14 protein-coding genes are annotated in these 17,388 nt (G+C 42.0%); 9 read left to right on the forward strand and 5 right to left on the reverse strand.

Annotation, left to right across the window (positions count from 1 at the left end):
• Positions 1–60 precede the first annotated feature (60 nt).
• Positions 61–1,641, reverse strand: coding sequence for an FMN-binding glutamate synthase family protein (locus tag ES896_RS15130; RefSeq protein ID WP_135226971.1), 1,581 nt, complete (start codon positions 1,639–1,641; stop codon positions 61–63).
• 147 nt (positions 1,642–1,788) lie between these two features.
• On the opposite strand from ES896_RS15130, the gene ES896_RS15135 reads away from it, so the two are divergent.
• Entirely contained in the window at positions 1,789–2,019 is a 231-nt protein-coding gene (locus tag ES896_RS15135) for a hypothetical protein (protein WP_019743748.1), read from the forward strand.
• A 19-nt stretch (positions 2,020–2,038) separates the two neighbouring features.
• On the opposite strand, the gene ES896_RS15140 is transcribed toward ES896_RS15135, so the two are convergent.
• On the reverse strand, positions 2,039–2,422 hold the full coding sequence (locus tag ES896_RS15140; RefSeq protein ID WP_240688389.1) for a DUF2283 domain-containing protein: 384 nt from the start codon (positions 2,420–2,422) through the stop codon (positions 2,039–2,041).
• A 273-nt stretch (positions 2,423–2,695) separates the two neighbouring features.
• Between ES896_RS15140 and pcrB the strand changes: the two genes are divergently transcribed.
• The 5 genes from pcrB (at position 2,696) to ES896_RS15165 (ending at position 10,272) form a co-directional block, all read left to right on the forward strand.
• Entirely contained in the window at positions 2,696–3,388 is a 693-nt protein-coding gene (pcrB, locus tag ES896_RS15145; RefSeq protein WP_008344257.1) for a heptaprenylglyceryl phosphate synthase, read from the forward strand.
• A gap of 57 nt (positions 3,389–3,445) precedes the next feature.
• A complete protein-coding gene (gene pcrA / locus ES896_RS15150; protein ID WP_135226973.1) occupies positions 3,446–5,668 on the forward strand; it encodes a DNA helicase PcrA in 2,223 nt (740 codons plus the stop codon).
• A gap of 44 nt (positions 5,669–5,712) precedes the next feature.
• Entirely contained in the window at positions 5,713–7,719 is a 2,007-nt protein-coding gene (gene ligA / locus ES896_RS15155) for an NAD-dependent DNA ligase LigA (protein ID WP_135226974.1), read from the forward strand.
• 15 nt (positions 7,720–7,734) lie between these two features.
• Positions 7,735–8,922: a CamS family sex pheromone protein gene (locus ES896_RS15160; protein WP_135226975.1), complete on the forward strand. Its 1,188-nt coding sequence runs from the start codon at positions 7,735–7,737 to the stop codon at positions 8,920–8,922.
• Positions 8,923–9,264: 342 nt separating this feature from the next.
• Positions 9,265–10,272: a phosphotransferase enzyme family protein gene (locus tag ES896_RS15165; RefSeq protein WP_008344249.1), complete on the forward strand. Its 1,008-nt coding sequence runs from the start codon at positions 9,265–9,267 to the stop codon at positions 10,270–10,272.
• Positions 10,273–10,316: 44 nt separating this feature from the next.
• On the opposite strand, the gene ES896_RS15170 is transcribed toward ES896_RS15165, so the two are convergent.
• Together ES896_RS15170 and putP are read right to left on the reverse strand one after the other, a co-directional pair.
• Positions 10,317–11,009 carry an MgtC/SapB family protein gene (locus tag ES896_RS15170; protein ID WP_008344247.1) on the reverse strand — a complete coding sequence of 231 codons (693 nt, stop codon included), beginning with the start codon at positions 11,007–11,009 and terminating at the stop codon, positions 10,317–10,319.
• 168 nt (positions 11,010–11,177) lie between these two features.
• Complete coding sequence (gene putP / locus ES896_RS15175) at positions 11,178–12,659, reverse strand: sodium/proline symporter PutP (RefSeq protein ID WP_039168534.1); 1,482 nt, start codon at positions 12,657–12,659, stop codon at positions 11,178–11,180.
• Between the two features lie 412 nt (positions 12,660–13,071).
• On the opposite strand from putP, the gene gatC reads away from it, so the two are divergent.
• From gatC to gatB, 3 genes are read left to right on the forward strand one after another with little or no spacing between them, the layout of a single operon-like run.
• A complete protein-coding gene (gene gatC, locus ES896_RS15180; protein ID WP_003213898.1) occupies positions 13,072–13,362 on the forward strand; it encodes an Asp-tRNA(Asn)/Glu-tRNA(Gln) amidotransferase subunit GatC in 291 nt (96 codons plus the stop codon).
• Between the two features lie 14 nt (positions 13,363–13,376).
• Complete coding sequence (gene gatA / locus ES896_RS15185) at positions 13,377–14,834, forward strand: Asp-tRNA(Asn)/Glu-tRNA(Gln) amidotransferase subunit GatA (RefSeq protein ID WP_007496857.1); 1,458 nt, start codon at positions 13,377–13,379, stop codon at positions 14,832–14,834.
• Positions 14,835–14,847: 13 nt separating this feature from the next.
• A complete protein-coding gene (gene gatB / locus ES896_RS15190) occupies positions 14,848–16,278 on the forward strand; it encodes an Asp-tRNA(Asn)/Glu-tRNA(Gln) amidotransferase subunit GatB (RefSeq protein ID WP_007496855.1) in 1,431 nt (476 codons plus the stop codon).
• A gap of 182 nt (positions 16,279–16,460) precedes the next feature.
• Here the strand turns inward: gatB and ES896_RS15195 are convergent, their stop codons facing one another.
• Positions 16,461–17,306 carry a TetR/AcrR family transcriptional regulator gene (locus tag ES896_RS15195; protein ID WP_135226976.1) on the reverse strand — a complete coding sequence of 282 codons (846 nt, stop codon included), beginning with the start codon at positions 17,304–17,306 and terminating at the stop codon, positions 16,461–16,463.
• Positions 17,307–17,388 lie beyond the last annotated feature (82 nt).

The following is a 17,388-nucleotide window of genomic DNA, read 5'->3' on the forward strand; positions in this document are numbered from 1 at the left end:
TTTATACGTGATTGAGCAAAAATGTCAACAAAAAAAGGTGCGGAAACGCACCTTTTTAAGCTAGACAGACTGCTCTGTGCCGGAGAACATAGGGACTTCACTTGTCTGGCCGTTTTCTTGTCTAAAAATAATATGTTTTTCGTTAAAATGAATAGGTGATTCAATTCCAGCTGCTGCGCATAAATTAAACAAACCTTCTCTAAGGGACAGGATATAATTGCAGACTCGGTATTTCTTTTCTTCAATGGATAAACCTTTTTGCAGCTTTGGATCTGTGGTGGCAACCCCAACAGGGCATTTATTCGTGTGGCATACTTGCGCCCGAATACAGCCAACCGAGAACATCAATCCTCGTGCGATATTCACAAAATCCGCTCCCATGGAAAGGGCAATGGCGATTTTATCAGGGGAGAGAAGTTTACCAGACGCAAACAGCTTGAGTTGATCTCGAACCCCATATTTCTTCAAAATTTGATGGACCATCGGTAGTGCGGTGAAAATGGGCAGGCCTGCGGAATCAGCCAGTTCATGAAAGGAAGCACCTGTGCCACCTTCTCCGCCATCCACTGTAATGAAATCAGGATGTTTTCCACTTTTTTTCATATAGAGAGCAAGCTCCTCGATATCTTCTTTATGTCCAACAACTAGCTTGATTCCAACTGGTTTTCCGCCGATGTTTCGCAGTTGTTCAATAAATTCAAGCATGTCAGGAATGGAGTGAAACATCTCGAACCGGTTCGGACTGTCAATGGATTGGTGCGGCGGCAGTTTGCGGATTTGGGCAATTTCTTCTGTGACTTTTTCACCGTCAATGTGTCCCCCGCGTGTTTTCGCTCCTTGTGCTAGCTTAAGTTCAAAGGCTTTTACTTCATCATGCTCACTTTTTTTCTTAAACTCTTCAAATGAAAATGCGCCATCCTCTGTTCGAACCCCAAATAAACCAGGCCCAATCTGGCAAATGATATCGGCGCCCCCTTTGAGATGGTAAGGCGAAAGCCCGCCTTCACCTGTGTTCATCCATGTGCCGCCAGCCATTTTTAAGCCGGAGGATAGAGCCGTAATCGCCCGGTCGCCTAAGGAGCCGTAGCTCATGGCTGATTGACCAATCAATCCCTTGACGCGGAAGGGTTTTTGGCATGTATGTTCACCAATGATTTGTACATCTTCTTCATGGAGATAATAAGGTTTTGCTTCAACTTCTTTCGTATGTTCACTTCTTCTAAGTAAATTATCTTGATCAATTTGATACACTTTTGTTTGAATGTTTTCTGATTGGTCGATGCGCAATTCATCTCGCTGCTTTGGAAAGAGGACGTTTCGAATGTAATAACCTGGCTTGTCAAAATCACGTTTTGAACCAAATCCCATTGTCCGGCTGTTGTATTTTCCAGACATGACGGCCTGCTCGTATTCTCTTCTTGAAAAAGGAAGTTCCTCTCGATCATTGAGAAAGAGATATTGGCGAAGCTCAGGTCCTATTTTTTCAAAAATGAACCGCAATTTTCCAATGACCGGATAATTCCGCAGGACAGAGTGTTCTTCTTGTTTTTCATCTCTCATCCAAATCCATAGTAATAGCACGACAGGTACGATCAAACAAATCACAATAAGTGCGCCTATGACAATGAAAGTCGTTGTCATCCATATCCCCTCTTTTCTCTTTCATTGTTGTTGTTATTCCACTTTTCGGTCAAAGAGAAACCACATGGCAAGAACAACATACTGTGACGTTTAGAAATGAAAAGGCAGGGTAACTTAAAAATAAGATCAAAAGGGGAGGGAACAAACATGAATAAGCGTCCAAATACGTATGTACTTGCTGGATTAGGAGTTGGAGGTGCTGTGTTATTAGCGGTTAAAAATAAACAGCATCTGAAGAAATGGATCAGCATGTTCCGATCAGATGAAAAGGTTCCTGAAAAAGCTGGTCACCCTGATCCGTTAGATATTCAAGACAACAAGATGGTCGATGAAGGGGCCATGACATCTGTTCATTATTTTAATGAAGTGAGACAATAGCTTTAAAAACCGTTTTGAATCAATCAAAACGGTTTTTTCTTGTCTTTCTTTTGACATGATATTTAAGAGAATCGACAATGGTAAAACCAATCAGTCCATTGTGATCAGGCGTTGAGAATTGAAATTCAATGCCCGATAAATGATAGGTTGAGAGAACTTCCTGATCCGTAAAACGTAACGAAAGCTCGTCCTCATAAACGGGTGTGTGTTTCAACACCTCTGCTTCTTCTGCAAATAACTCCAGCCCAGCCACTCGGCCCTCTTTGTCGATGTCTACGTTCACACATTCATTCACGTCTAATTCAATGGTTTCTTTAATTGTCCCGATTCGAGGCGGGATGAGATAGATGTATCCGATGTCGATCGTTTGATCATATGTGATGGTTCTTTTCAAATCATTCACCTGCTTGGTCGATAGTCAAATGTTCCTTTCATGTATAATATCATGTGATGAGATGAAGTAGCTCTCATTTCAGTTCAGTATCCATCTATTGATCTCACTCAGCTCCTATTGAAGTGGAGCTTTTCATATAGTCTCCATTCACCTCGCCTAAAGTGAAAATCGACTATTTTCAAAAGAATGAAACTTTTAGCTGAAGGAGGTTACCCATTTTTTGCGGTGTCTGATTTTGTTATAATATTTAAATGGAATGAAACGAATGGAGGAACGTTTTTCATGTATGATGTTACCGAGTGGAAGCATGTCTTTAAACTCGATCCAAATAAAGAGATTTCCGATGAACAACTTGAAGCGATTTGTGAATCCGGTACGGATGCCATTTTAATTGGCGGCAGTGACAACGTGACAGAAGACAACGTGCTGCAACTCATGTCAAAGGTGCGCCGCTTTCTTGTGCCATGTGTCCTTGAAATCTCGACACATGAGATGATTGTGCCTGGCTTTGACCTGTATTTTATCCCCACTGTGTTAAACAGCGCTCATCCAGATTGGATTGTTGGTCTGCATAAGGATGCGATGAAGGAATACGGTGATTTGATGTCAATGGAAGAGATTGTGCCGGAAGGATATGTCATCTTAAACGAAGAGTGTAAAGCGGCTAAGCTGACAGAGGCAAATACGGCACTGGATATAGATGACGTAAGGGCTTATGCGAGAGTGGCAGAGCACTTGATGAAACTGCCCATCTTTTACTTAGAATACAGCGGAACGCTTGGAGACATAGAGCTTGTGAAAGAAACAAAAGCAGTGCTACATGAAACGGTTCTATTTTATGGCGGCGGTATTGAAAGCGAAGAGCAGGCGAAAGACTTTGCACAGCATGCAGACGTTGTCGTAGTGGGGAACGTCATTTATGACAATTTTAAAGAAGCGTTAAAGACAGTCGACGCAGTGAAAAAGTCATCATAGTCAAACAAGACGAAACGGGTTAAAATAGAACATAAGTTCGAATTGGCGGTGAATGAAATGAATGAAATATCGAATCATCTATTAGAAGGGCTGAATGACGCGCAGAAAGAAGCGGTCAAAGCAACAGACGGGCCGCTGCTACTGATGGCAGGAGCAGGTAGTGGAAAAACACGAGTGCTCACGCATCGAATTGCGTATTTAATGGCAGAAAAGCATGTGGCACCGTGGAATATTTTAGCGATTACCTTTACAAATAAAGCAGCAAGAGAAATGCGTGAGCGTGTACAAGCGATTTTAGGGCCTGGTGCGGATGACATTTGGATCTCTACGTTCCACAGCATGTGTGTGCGCATTTTACGACGCGATATTGACCGTATTGGTGTGAATCGCAACTTTTCTATATTAGACACATCTGATCAGCTTTCAGTCATTAAAAACATTTTAAAAGAACGAAATATCGATCCTAAAAAGTTTGATCCACGTAGCATTTTAGGTTCAATCAGTAGTGCAAAAAACGAACTCATTGACGCAGAGGAATACGCAAAAACAGCCGGTGACTTTTACGATCAAGTCGTCAGCGACGTCTATACAGATTATCAAAAACGATTACTCAAAAATCAGTCACTCGATTTTGATGATTTGATCATGATGACCATCAGACTGTTTGAGCGAATTCCTGAAGTATTAGAACACTATCAGCGAAAATTTCAATACATTCATGTCGATGAGTATCAGGATACAAACAGAGCGCAGTACATGCTTGTGAAATTGCTCGCGCAGCGTTTTCAAAATATATGTGTGGTCGGTGACTCGGATCAGTCCATCTACCGCTGGCGTGGAGCGGATATTACAAACATTCTTTCCTTTGAAAAAGATTATCCGTCCAGTGTAGTGATTTTGCTTGAGCAAAATTACAGATCGACCAAACGTATTCTGAATGCCGCAAACACGGTCATTCAAAACAATTCAAACCGTAAGCCGAAAAATCTTTGGACAGAAAATGATGAAGGAGCGAAGATTGCCTATTACCGTGCGGATAATGAATTCGGTGAAGGTCAATTTGTCGCTGGAAAGATTCATCAGCTTCATCAGAGCGGCAAGCGTAAATTATCTGATTTTGCGATCCTCTATCGAACGAACGCTCAGTCACGTGTCATAGAGGAAACGTTAATGAAGGCGAACATTCAATACAATATCGTCGGCGGTACGAAGTTCTATGACAGAAAAGAGATCAAGGACATTTTGGCATACTTACGCCTTGTGGCAAATCCAGATGACGATATTAGTTTTGCGCGCATTGTCAACGTACCAAAGCGTGGAATTGGGGCGACTTCTGTTGATAAAATTGCTGCATATGCAGAAATGAATGATCTTTCTATGTTTGAAGCACTTGGTCAGGTGGATTTCATTGGACTCAGTGCAAGAGCTGCCAATGCACTTGATGAGTTCAAGCAGCTCATTGATCAAATGACAAATATGCAGGATTATTTATCTGTCACAGAATTAACGGAAGAGATCCTAGAGAAAACAGGTTACCGTGAAGCGCTGAAGATCGAAAAAACGATTGAAGCACAAAGCCGCTTAGAAAATATTGACGAGTTTCTATCGGTCACCAAAAACTTTGAAGAACAAAATGAAGATAAATCACTTGTCACCTTCCTGACAGACCTCGCCCTTGTCGCAGACATTGATAAGCTAGATGAGGCTGAGGAAGAAGATCAGGATGCCGTCATTTTAATGACCCTCCACGCAGCAAAAGGACTTGAATTCCCCGTTGTGTTCTTAATGGGAATGGAGGAAGGCGTCTTCCCGCACAGCCGTTCATTAATGGAAGATGCTGAGATGGAAGAAGAGCGCCGTCTCGCTTACGTGGGGATCACACGGGCCGAAGAAGAGCTTTATTTATCAAGTGCGAAGATGAGAACGTTATTCGGCCGGACGAACATGAATCTGGAATCACGATTTATCAGAGAAATACCAGCTGATTTATTGGACAACCTAAATGAGAAAAAAGAAACGAAAACACCGTTTGGCCAAACGAGAGAAAGACCGCAAAGACGAGGGCCTGTCTCACGTCCACAAACGCAAACCATTCAAAACACAGGCGGCGGCAGCATTGGCTGGGCTGTCGGTGATAAAGCCGCTCATAAAAAATGGGGCGTTGGCACGGTTGTGAGTGTAAAAGGTAGTGGAGATAGTACAGAGCTTGATATTGCCTTCCCAAGCCCTACAGGCATTAAGCGTCTCCTTGCCGCATTTGCGCCAATCGAAAAGCAATAAACTGATAGGACTGACAAAACGGATGAAGTGAAAGGAAGAAGCAGATGGATAAAGAAGCAGCGAAACGCCGGATCGAGGAACTACACCAGATTTTGAATCAATACAACTACGAATATCACACACTGGATCGTCCAAGTGTTCCTGACGCTGAATATGACGCGCGGATGCGTGAGCTGATCTCTCTGGAGGAAGAATACCCTGATTTAAAAGCAGCGGATTCACCCTCGCAAAGAGTAGGAGGTGCTGTTTTAGACGCCTTCCAAAAAGTACGTCACGGTACACCGATGCTCAGTCTCGGCAATGCGTTTCATGAACAGGACCTTCTTGATTTTGACCGCCGGGTTCGTCAAGCAGTCGGTGACGACGTCGCTTACAATGTCGAGCTGAAAATTGACGGACTCGCTGTTTCTCTCCGTTATGAAAATGGCGTGTTTGTCCGGGGTGCCACGCGGGGTGATGGGACAACAGGTGAGGATATTACCGAGAACCTCAAAACCATTCGTTCCATCCCGCTCAAAATCAATCGGCCTCTGTCGATTGAAGTGAGAGGCGAGGCATTTATGCCAAAACCTTCTTTTGAAGCCCTTAACGAAAAAAGATTACAAAACGAAGAAGAGCCGTTTGCGAACCCGCGTAATGCGGCTGCTGGATCACTTCGTCAGCTCGATACGAAAATTGCAGCGAAACGAAACCTTGATATCTTCGTCTACAGTATAGCGGAGCTTGATGAAATTGGTGTTGAAACGCAAAGCGCAGGACTTGATCTTCTCGATGAGCTTGGCTTTAAAACGAACAAAGAAAGACGGATGTGCCAAACCATTGAAGAAGTGATCGACCTCATTGAAACACTGAAAACAAAGCGTGCTGATTTCTCATACGAAATCGATGGCATTGTCATTAAAGTCAATTCATTGGCTCAGCAAGAAGAACTAGGCTTCACAGCAAAAAGTCCACGCTGGGCTGTTGCGTACAAATTTCCGGCCGAAGAAGTCGTGACGAAGCTGATTGATATTGAACTAAGTGTGGGGCGTACTGGCGTCATCACCCCAACAGCGATTCTTGAGCCTGTAAAAGTGGCAGGAACGACAGTGCAGCGTGCTTCTCTTCATAATGAAGATTTGATCAAAGAGAAGGATATCCGCCTTTTTGATCAAGTGATTGTCAAAAAAGCGGGCGATATTATCCCAGAGGTTGCAGGGGTCCTTGTTGATCAGCGAACAGGAGAAGAAAAGCCGTTTCACATGCCGACTGAATGTCCAGAGTGTCAAAGTGAGCTGGTCAGAATTGAAGGAGAAGTTGCGCTTCGGTGCATCAATCCACAATGCCCCGCCCAAATACGTGAAGGGCTCATTCACTTTGTGTCTCGTAATGCGATGAATATTGATGGGTTAGGGGAGCGAGTCATTACACAACTTTTCAAAGAACAGCTTGTCTCTCGTGTATCAGACCTGTACCGTTTAACAAAAGAAGAGTTGATTCAGCTAGAACGAATGGGCGAGAAATCAGTTGATAATTTACTGCGTTCGATCGAGCAATCGAAAGAAAACTCTCTTGAACGGTTATTATTTGGACTCGGTATTCGATTTATTGGTTCTAAAGCGGCGAAGACATTGGCCATGCACTTTGAGGATATCGATCAGTTAAAACAAGCGACGAAAGAGCAATTACTTGAAGTAGATGAAATTGGTGAAAAAATGGCCGATGCAGTCGTCACGTACTTTGAGAAAGAAGAAATACTAGATCTGCTAAATGAACTAAAAGAACTTGGTGTCAATATGACCTACACAGGGCCAAAACCGGTGAAAGTAGAAGAAAGTGATTCCTACTTTGCAGGAAAAACCATTGTGTTGACGGGGAAATTAGAAGAAATGTCTCGTAATGATGCAAAGGCAGCGATCGAAGCATTAGGCGGCAAGTTAGCAGGTAGCGTAAGTAAAAAAACAGACTTAATCATTGCCGGTGAAGCAGCTGGAAGTAAGCTGACAAAGGCAGAAGAACTCAATATTGAAATTTGGGACGAAGCCAAAATGCTCGAGGAGCTAAAGAAATAAGAGGAGTGTTTTCTATTGAAAAAGTTGCTATTGCTGCTGACAATGCTCACACTGGTATTGTCAGCGTGTGCACCTTTTGGGGGAAAGGATGATGAAGAGGTCACACAAAAAACGGATGAAACGAAAGAAACAGCGATCATCCCAATGTACAACATCTCTGATTCCTATTACAAAATGGTGCTGCCGTTTAAACAAGGAGCGGCAAGAGGACTAACAGCAGAGCGTCTCAATACACGCTTAGACATTGATGAATTTGAAACAGGACTCATGCGCCTGGCAACAGAATCATTCAATACAAACGATTATCTGTTCCAAGAAGGACAGCATTTAGATGAAGATACTGTTCTCAGCTGGCTTGCCCGCAAAAAAACAGGCAGTGATCTGAAAAAGGCTGAAAAAGAAGACAAAGACTTTAAGAACTTAGGCTTAAACCCTGCTCTTCCAAACTCAGGTTCAACAAAGTCAAAAAACGAAAATAGTCCAATCTACTTAGCTTCCATGCTAGAGCATAATTACTTAATCAGAAAAGATAAAAATAGCTTACAGCTTGGCGGGGTTGTTATCGGTCTTGCGCTTAACTCTGTCTATTATTATCGCGAAAATATCGGAGATCCTCAGCAAGAGGTGACCATCGATTCATCGAAGAATTCAAAGAAACTTTTAGCAGAGGGCGAAAAAATTGCGGAACAAGTCATTAAACGCCTTCGTCAAATGGACGGACTGCAAAAAGTCCCAGTCATGATTGCTCTTTATAAACAAGCACCAAAATCATCTATTGTTCCAGGAAACTTCATCGCTAAAACTGATGTAAAAGCAGGATCAGCTGATATTGGCAGTTGGGATACGATTAAAGAAGAGAATGTCTTCTTCCCTTCAGATAATGCCAAGAGCAGCTACAAAGATGATTCAGAGCGATTTGACCGCTTCAAGACAAAGGTAGAAGACTACTTCCCGAATTACACAGGTGTGGTAGGCAAAGGTTTCTATAAAAACGGGAACTTGCAAAAAATGAAAGTAGAAATTCCAATGCAATTCTACGGAAAAACAGAAGTCGTGGCATTCACGCAATACTTAACAGGTGAAGTCATGGATTACTATAAGAGCACCAATATAGAAATCAACATCACCTCTTCTGATCAGCAAGAAGCCCTCATCACAAAAAATGCTGAAGATAAAGAACCAACGGTCCATATATATGACTAAATAAAAACCGCCTTTTGTCGGTTTTTAGCGTGTAGACAAACCCTCGCATTCTTTGTCAGTCCTGCGTGCTGGTGCTCACGAATGTGACATTCGCTCCGCGCCAGTACTCGTCCTTCCTAGGGCTGCAAAGAAGACAAAGGGCTAAAATCAAGTTCATTTTCGCCCTTTGTCAACAATCTGAAAAACCGCCTTTTGGCGGTTTTTTTATTTCTAATTAGAGGAATCTTTCAACTTTTGTCAAAGTATGTGAAGAAACCAAAAGGAAAGGCAGGTATGTTGATGCTCGTATAAATGCTGATTACCGTCATATATAAGTAAAAAGACGATAAAAGGAGAATCAGCATGCATAAAGAAGTAAAAGCACGATACGATGAACAAATGGTCTTAAAGAAAGCGGCTCTACTCTATCATTTTCAGCCAGAACAGGTCACATTTCTAGCCGATGCAGAAAATTATGTGTATGAATATACGGATGAAAAAGGGTCGAGTTATATATTGAAAATCACCCATACCATTCGCCGCTCCCGCACATATATTTTGGGAGAAATGGACTGGATTCGGTATTTATCTCAACATGGAATCTCAGTAGCTAAACCGGTTTTATCCACAAGAGGAAAAGATGTTGAAGCGATTCCCGATCAAGCAGGAGGCGCTTTTTTGCTGAGAGTGTACGAAAAGGCGCCCGGCAGAAAAGTGACCGAAGCAGATTGGAATGGACAGTTGTTTCAAGCGTTAGGAGCCTATACAGGGCGTATGCATCAAACGACTAAACAATATCAAGTGAAAGATCCTCGCTATAAGCGTCAAGAGTGGTATGAGGAGGAGCAATTAAAGCTTGAAACGTATATTCCTTCTGATCAAACGGTTGTGTTGCAGCGAAAAGATGAACTGATGCAAAAGCTTCACCAGCTCCGAATATCCAAGGATGTCTATGGACTGGTGCATGCGGATTTACATCACGGGAACTTCCACTATCATCATGGAGAAATCATTGCATTTGATTTTGATGATTGTGGGTATCACTGGTTTATCAACGATATGAGCATTTTGCTATACAACGTTCTTTGGTATCCGGTGATTCCGTATGAGGATAAAGCTGAATTTACGGGTGAATTTATGAGCCATTTTCTCAAAGGCTATCGACAGGAGAATGAGCTTGATGACGCATGGCTGGCGACAATACCAGATTTCCTTATGCTGCGTCATATGCTTATTTATGGGCTTTTACATCAAGCATTTGATCTCCGAACACTAAGCGCTGACGAAAGTGCCATGCTGGCGCGTTTTCGAAAGGAGATTGAGGACAAAACCCCAATTACGCCTTTTGACTTTCATCAGCTAACAACATAAATCGAAAGCCCCTTGCTGTTTCACATAGCAAGGGGCTTTTTATCCTACACCGTATCACACTTCACACCAACAACGCCTTCTAAATCTTTAATATCAAAGTACACATCGGTTGTATAGCGGTCTTTATGTACGCGAACACGTACTTCCATGATCGGATAGTCTTTTTCCTTTAAATCATCAATACGTACAGAATGAATCCGAATATTGAGTGCTTTCATTTCTTTTAAAATCTCTGTCATGCGGTTTCGATCAGAAAGTGACATTCTGATGCGGATTTCTTTTTCCTGTAAGCGAATGGGGCCAATCCGCTGGAAGAGCCAAGGTAAAAATTCCACACTGACAAGAATAAAGAAAAGACTGAGGAAGGCTTCTTTATAAAAACCTGCACCTGTTGCAACCCCAAGTCCTGCTGCTCCCCAAATCATCGCAGATGTCGTAAGACCTGAGATGACGTCATTGCTTTTGCGAAGAATCACACCTGCTCCAATAAAACCAACACCAGATATAATTTGCGCCGGTAACCTGAGTGGGTCCATTTGAAGCTTAGAGACTCGAGGGAAATTGTAGGCTGCATCAATGCTGATGATGGTTAATACGCAGGAGCTGACAGCAATGACAATACACGTTTTCAGCCCAAGCGGCTTTTTCTTAAGTTCGCGTTCAAGACCGATGATCAAACCGATTAAGGTGGCAACGGCTAATTTTAAGACCGTATCCCATTCAATTGTCCAAAACATGCGTATCGCTCCTTTCACTTCATGTACGTTTCACATCATGTATATGATCTTCTCACAGCCCATATGGCTGCACAACTTCTATTTTATTCAGAAACGGGAGAAAGAAAAGCATTTTATTGAAAAATAAAGAGAGTCATCCGCATAATGCAGATGACTCCTCATGTCTGGTTATTTTGTTTCTTCTTCGAGATGGTCTTCCATTTTGCTAAATAGCTTTTTAGAAGCTTTAGACGGTTTATTTGTTAAGAGGCTGACAATAATAGCAGTCAAACCACTTAAAATAAATCCAGGAACCATTTCATACAATCCAGTCGTGTTGTTTAAGCCTGTTGAAATCCAAACGAGAACGACAACAGCCCCAACAATCATTCCGGCTAAAGCGCCATGATGATTCATTCGTTTCCAGTATAGACATAACAAGATGACGGGACCGAATGAAGATCCAAATCCAGCCCAAGCATAACCGACAAGGTCAAGAATGGTATCACTTGGGTTTAGAGAGAGACCAATGGCAACAATCGCTACGACTAGTACAGAGATACGTCCAATCATCACCAGTTCTTTGTCAGAGGCTTTTCTTCTAAAGAACGTACGGTATAAATCCTCTGTCATCGCACTTGCAGTGACAAGCAGCTGAGAAGAAATTGAACTCATAATTGCAGCTAAAATGGCAGAAAGTAAAAATCCAGTAATATATGGATGGAATAACACTTTAGAAAACACAATAAAGATGGTTTCTGGGTCTGCCAAAGTGGTGCTTGTTTCATGAACATACGCCACGCCGACTAAACCGACAGATAGTGAACCAATGACAGACACAATCATCCAGCTCATACCGATACGACGTGCTGGCTTTAAATCTTTTACAGTCGTAATCGCCATAAAGCGAACAATAATGTGCGGCTGTCCAAAGTAACCGAGTCCCCAAGCGAGGAAGGAAATAATGCCAATGACGCTCGTTCCTCTAAAAATATCAAGCAATTTAGGGTCAATCTGTTGAATATCATTGAATGTGGCAACAGGTCCACCTAATTGAGTAAAGGCAACGATCGGCACGAGCACTAATGCTAAAAACATAATAGCTCCTTGAACAAAATCAGTTAAACTAACTGCCAAAAAGCCGCCGAATAGTGTGTACAAAATCACGATACTAGAAGTTAAGATTAAACCAAACATATAATGAGCACCAAACGCTGATTCAAATAAGCGTCCGCCTGATACCATACCTGATGAGGTGTAAAGCGTAAAGAAAATCATAATGATGACAGCTGAGACAGCTTTCAATAAAGTAGATGAGTCTTTAAACCGTTTGTCAAAAAAGTCTGGAATGGTAATTGCATCATCAGCAACTTCTGTATATGATCTCAATCGTGGCGCTAGGAATAGATAGTTTAAGTAAGCCCCACTAATTAAACCAACAGCAAGCCATCCAGATGAAAGGCCAGTTGTATACATAGCGCCTGGAAGCCCCATCAGCATCCACCCACTCATATCAGCTGCACCAGCAGATAGAGCCGTTACATAAGGACCTAACCCGCGTCCGCCTAACATATAATCATTCAAGTCATTTGTTTTTCTGAATGCATACCAGCCAATAGCCAGCATTCCAATAAAATAAATAGATAGAGAAATTACAATCTCAATACTCATGTTTCCATATCACCTTTTTCGTATTAATTTGACATCACCTCAATCAAAATATACAAAGAACAGTCTATTGAACTGTCTGCTCACTGCTATGGTTACTTAACCTATCAGAGTATTCCCAAGTGATCAACCTTCTTAAACATCCCCATCAGACAAAAAAAATACGTGTATGCGTGATAAGCGTCTATATGTAAGCGCTTACTAAATTAAATAAAAGAAAAAATTTTCTGAAAAATAAAAAGTCAACTTGATGAATATTTTAGACACTGGCTGCACCACAATGACATATTAGTGGACAAAGCCTTTCTAGGCGTCCTCGTAAAGTTGCTTTAGAACAGTAAAATTTGATATGATAAAGTGTATATGACTTATGATCATGACCACGAACACGTATCATTTTTGGAGGTGAACCTGCATGTCAAGAATTTCAATAGAAGAAGTAAAGCATGTTGCGCATTTGGCACGGCTTGCAATTACAGAAGAAGAAGCTGAGATGTTTACAGAACAGCTTGATAGCATCATTTCATTTGCAGAGCAGTTAAACGAGGTAGATACGGAAAACGTTGAACCAACAACACACGTATTAAAAATGAAAAACGTCATGAGAGAAGATGTTCCGAATAAAGGTCTTTCCATTGAGGCAGTCATTAAAAACGCGCCTGATCATAAAGACGGCTATATTCGTGTGCCATCAATTTTGGACTAAAGGAGGCCTGAGGCATGTCACTGTTTGACCACAAAATTTCTGAATTAAAAGAGCTTTTACATAAAAAGGAACTGTCTGTTTCTGATTTAGTGGACGAGTCTTATAAACGAATCCATGAAGTAGACGGGAAAGTACAAGCATTCCTAGCGCTGGACGAAGAGAAAGCACGTGCGTACGCAAAAGAATTGGACGAGGCCGTTGGTGAAAAGGACGAGCTTGGTCTATTGTTCGGTATGCCGATCGGTGTCAAAGATAACATCGTGACGAAAGATTTACGTACAACGGCATCAAGTAAAATCTTGCAAAACTTCGATCCTATTTACGATGCAACCGTTGTGAACCGCTTAAGAGAAGCGGAAGCTGTCACAATCGGTAAATTAAACATGGACGAATTTGCGATGGGATCTTCTACGGAGAACTCTGGCTTCAAAGCAACGAAAAACCCGTGGAATTTAAACACAGTTCCAGGTGGGTCAAGTGGTGGCTCAGCAGCATCAGTTGCAGCTGGAGAAGTACCATTCTCTCTTGGATCAGATACAGGCGGCTCCATTCGCCAGCCGGCATCATTCTGTGGTGTTGTTGGTCTTAAACCAACGTATGGCCGTGTATCTAGATACGGTTTAATCGCATTTGCTTCTTCATTAGATCAAATTGGGCCGATTACGCGTAATGTTGAGGACAATGCATATGTTCTTCAAGCGATTTCTGGTGTTGATCAAATGGACGCAACGAGTGCAAATGTCGATGTCCCAGATTTTCTTTCTTCATTAACTGGCGACATCAAAGGCTTGAAAATCGCTGTGCCAAAAGAATATCTTGGCGAAGGTGTTGGCGAAGAAGCAAAAGAGTCTGTTCTTCAAGCGTTGAAAGTATTAGAAGGACTTGGTGCCACATGGGAAGAAGTGTCTCTTCCGCATTCTAAATATGCGCTTGCGACTTACTACTTGCTTTCATCTTCAGAAGCATCTGCAAACCTTGCTCGTTTTGACGGTATTCGCTATGGCTACCGTACAGACAATGCAGACAACCTGATTGATTTATATAAAAATACCCGTTCTGAAGGCTTTGGAGACGAAGTCAAACGCCGCATCATGCTTGGCACATTCGCTCTAAGCTCAGGATATTACGATGCATACTATAAAAAAGCGCAAAAAGTCCGTACGCTGATCAAAAAAGACTTTGAAGATGTTTTTGAAAAGTATGATGTCATTGTAGGACCAACAACACCAACTCCGGCATTTAACATTGGTGAAAAGACAAGCGATCCACTGACGATGTATGCAAACGACATTTTAACGATCCCTGTTAACCTTGCAGGCGTCCCAGGAATCAGTGTGCCTTGTGGATTTGCAAATGGTCTTCCGTTAGGACTGCAAATCATCGGTAAACACTTTGATGAAGGAACCGTTTACCGCGTGGCTCACGCTTTCGAACAAGCAACAGATCATCATAAAGCAAAACCTGAACTGTAAGGGGTGAATCAGAATGAACTTTGAAACGGTAATTGGACTTGAAGTCCACGTAGAGCTCAAAACACAATCAAAAATTTTCTCAAGCTCACCGACGCCTTTTGGTGCGGCTGCCAATACGCAAACAAGTGTCATCGATCTTGGTTATCCTGGCGTACTACCTGTGCTGAACAAAGAAGCGGTGAACTTTGCGATGAAAGCAGCAATGGCACTGAACTGTGAGATTGCAACTGATACAAAATTTGACCGTAAAAACTATTTCTATCCTGATAACCCAAAGGCGTATCAAATTTCTCAATTTGATAAACCGATCGGTGAAAACGGCTGGATTGAAATTGAAGTAGACGGCAAAACAAAACGAATTGGTATTACACGTCTTCATTTGGAAGAGGATGCAGGAAAACTAACGCACACAGGCGACGGTTATTCACTCGTCGATTTCAACCGTCAAGGTACACCACTTGTTGAAATCGTATCTGAGCCTGACATTCGTACGCCAGAAGAAGCGTATGCTTACTTAGAAAAATTAAAATCCATTATTCAATATACAGGCGTCTCTGACTGTAAGATGGAAGAAGGCTCACTTCGTTGTGATGCCAACATTTCTCTTCGTCCAATCGGCCGTGAAGAGTTTGGAACGAAAACAGAGCTCAAGAACTTGAACTCATTCGCATTCGTCCAAAAAGGTCTTGAATTCGAAGAAAAACGTCAAGAGCAAGTATTGCTTTCTGGCGGCTTGATCGAACAAGAAACTCGCCGCTATGACGAAGCGTCTAAAAAGACGATCCTGATGCGTGTCAAAGAAGGTTCTGATGATTACCGTTACTTCCCAGAACCAGATTTGGTGGAGCTGTATATTGATGACGAGTGGAAAGAACGTGTAAGAGCATCGATTCCAGAGCTTCCAGACGAGCGCCGCAAACGCTACATTGATGAACTTGGACTTCCTGCATATGACGCAATGGTACTGACGCTGACAAAAGAAATGTCTGATTTCTTTGAAGCGACCATTTCAGAAGGTGCTGAAGCGAAGCAAGCATCAAACTGGCTCATGGGTGAAGTATCTGCGTACTTAAACTCGGCTCAAAAAGAGCTGGAAGATACGAAGCTAACGCCGCAAGGACTGGCTGGTATGATCAAGCTTATCGAAAAAGGAACGATTTCTTCTAAGATTGCCAAAAAGGTATTCAAAGAGCTTATCGAAAATGGGGGCGACGCAGAAACAATCGTCAAAGAAAAAGGACTTGTCCAAATTTCTGACGAAGGTGCACTGCTCAAACTTGTCACAGAAGCTCTTGATAACAACCCGCAATCCATTGAAGACTTCAAAAATGGAAAAGACCGCGCAATTGGTTTCTTAGTCGGACAAATCATGAAAGCATCGAAGGGACAAGCAAACCCACCGATGGTCAACAAGATTCTTCTCGAAGAAATTAAAAAACGATAAATCGCAAAAACCGCCTCTTCATTGAGGCGGTTTTTTTGTTGATGGATATGACAGGGTCTTATCACAGATTCAGACCACCGCCGTATATCAATTCATTGGTTCTTTTTTTATAATGAAGCATAAGCTTTAGCACATATTCGAAGGGGATAAAGGTGAACTAAAGTGAACATCGCCACGTATTGTCATTGGAGGAATAGCTTCAATTGTTCCACAGCTCTTTGGACAGCGGAGTCCTCACACGTTTCTAAATTTGTCAGCATCCCTTGAATGACCGGCTTGCGCGGCTCATCTTTGGCCAATTCTTCTTCAATAACTTCAATGGATACAAGGGTATCATCCGAAAGCAGATGCTCAGATTTTAACAATCGAAGCTCTTCTTGAAGAGTAGCGGCATTTGGCGCTTCATCATCCCAAATGTTTTGCTTTAGAATCGGCTTCGCATGAGAACGGAGAAGCCCATGCACCAAATCATCAAATCGGTCGAGAATAAAGGATGAGAGCTCATCACATGATAATTGCATCTGATCTTGCAAAAGCAGTACTTGCACATAAGATTGGATGATTCCTTGAATCATGACTGACAGGTCAGTTATATATGGTTCGATCTCCTGTCCATACGTGGTCAAAATAGAAATTTGGATTTCATCATTCATCTGCTTTTTAACCGTTTTGGAATACTTTTTAATTTGCTGATTTTCCGGAATAATGTTCTCGCTGAGGATCAAAATGATAAAATCCTTGTTCTCAGCAAAGTGCTGGAACTGTTCAGCGATTTGTTTCTGAAAGATTTCTCTAGGCGCAAGATGTTGATTTTCTTTTCGAATCTTTTCAATACTTTGCATAGACGTGTCGATATAATATTCAAACGCTCTGTTGAAAAGCTGTTCTTTTGATTTGAAATGCAAATAAAATGCACCTTTAGAAATTCCGCATTCATCTGCAATTTCCTGAATGGTCGTAGAAGAAAAACCTTTTTTCGCAAACAACTGAATGCTTGCTTTAATGATTTTTTCTTTTTTTTCGTTCATGAAATAAGGCCCCTTCAGCTTTAGAATGTTACGTCAAACGCAAGTGAAATGGTTGACGGCATTGTATATCACCGTTTATTAT

Origin of the sequence: Bacillus sp. 005/A4HT-01/001 (assembly GCF_004634445.1) — a bacterium.
Taxonomy (GTDB): Bacteria; Bacillota; Bacilli; order Bacillales; family Bacillaceae; genus Bacillus; species Bacillus altitudinis.